At 57.7% G+C, this 962-nt stretch carries 1 protein-coding gene; it reads right to left on the bottom strand.

Translation table 11 applies throughout. The features are described 5' to 3' along the window. Positions 1-729 (bottom strand): nucleotide sugar dehydrogenase (locus tag J0A65_RS24140; protein WP_206596806.1); only part of this gene is annotated, 729 nt, incomplete at its 3' end. Positions 730-962: the final 233 nt, after the last annotated feature.

The raw sequence follows: 962 nt of genomic DNA on the forward strand, positions 1-962 counted from the left end.
CATCTTGTCTGCGACGATCTTCATCTCGTTGACCAGGCCAATGTTCACCGAGCGGTGGATGTTCTCCAGCAGCTTGGTCATCTCTGCTGTACGCGTGCTGCTCACCGGAACCAGGGTGCGAATGGCACGGCGATAGATGGCCTGGCCAAGTTCCAGGCAGCTTGGCGTCATGCCGCCAATTACCTTGGGGATGTCATGGGTGCCGTAGCGGGTATTGCCAGGGTCTTCGCGTTCCGGGGAAAACACCAGAGCGCAATTTTCACCAGGAATGAAGCCGTGGTTGGCCAGGCGTGGGGCCAGCACTTCGTCCGTGGTGCCTGGCCAGGTAGTGCTTTCCAGGCTCAGCAGTTGGCCAGGGCGAAAGTGGAGGAGTATCGACTCTACGGTGTTGATGACGAAACTGAGGTCTGGCTCGCGATGGCTGTTCAGCGGCGTTGGTACGCAGATGATCAGAGCATCCGCCTCGGCTGTGCGCGCAAAGTCTGTCGTGGCCTCAAGCCCCTGAGTCAGGGCTTTGTCGATGCACTGTGGCGTCAATCGCTCGATGTAGCTGTGCCCACTATTCAGGAGATCTACCTTGCGAGCATCTATGTCGAAGCCGATAACTTTCACGCCGACTTCGCAGAAGCGCAGCGCCAGGGGCAGACCGACATAGCCGAGGCCATATATGCCGACAACCGCAGTTCCTGAATTGATTCGTTCTTGCAGGGAAAATAGTGCTTCGTTCACTGTGCTGCTCGACTGCGTGAGGGCTTCATGGAGCCATCATGCCAGAAGGGATAATGAGGAGGCAGTGTGCTCAATCACGCTTGCGAGTGTGATCGCAAGGCGCAGCGCTTGTTGTCGATCATTCGGCGCGGAGTGTCCAGTGCATTGCCATGTTGAGCGGTGTTGTACGTTGCCGCGGGGGTAAGGCGCGCTGGATATCTACAACGCCAACCGCATCGACAAATCCACCGCCT

This window comes from Bowmanella yangjiangensis (assembly GCF_017255015.1).
Classification (GTDB): domain Bacteria; phylum Pseudomonadota; class Gammaproteobacteria; order Enterobacterales; family Alteromonadaceae; genus Bowmanella; species Bowmanella yangjiangensis.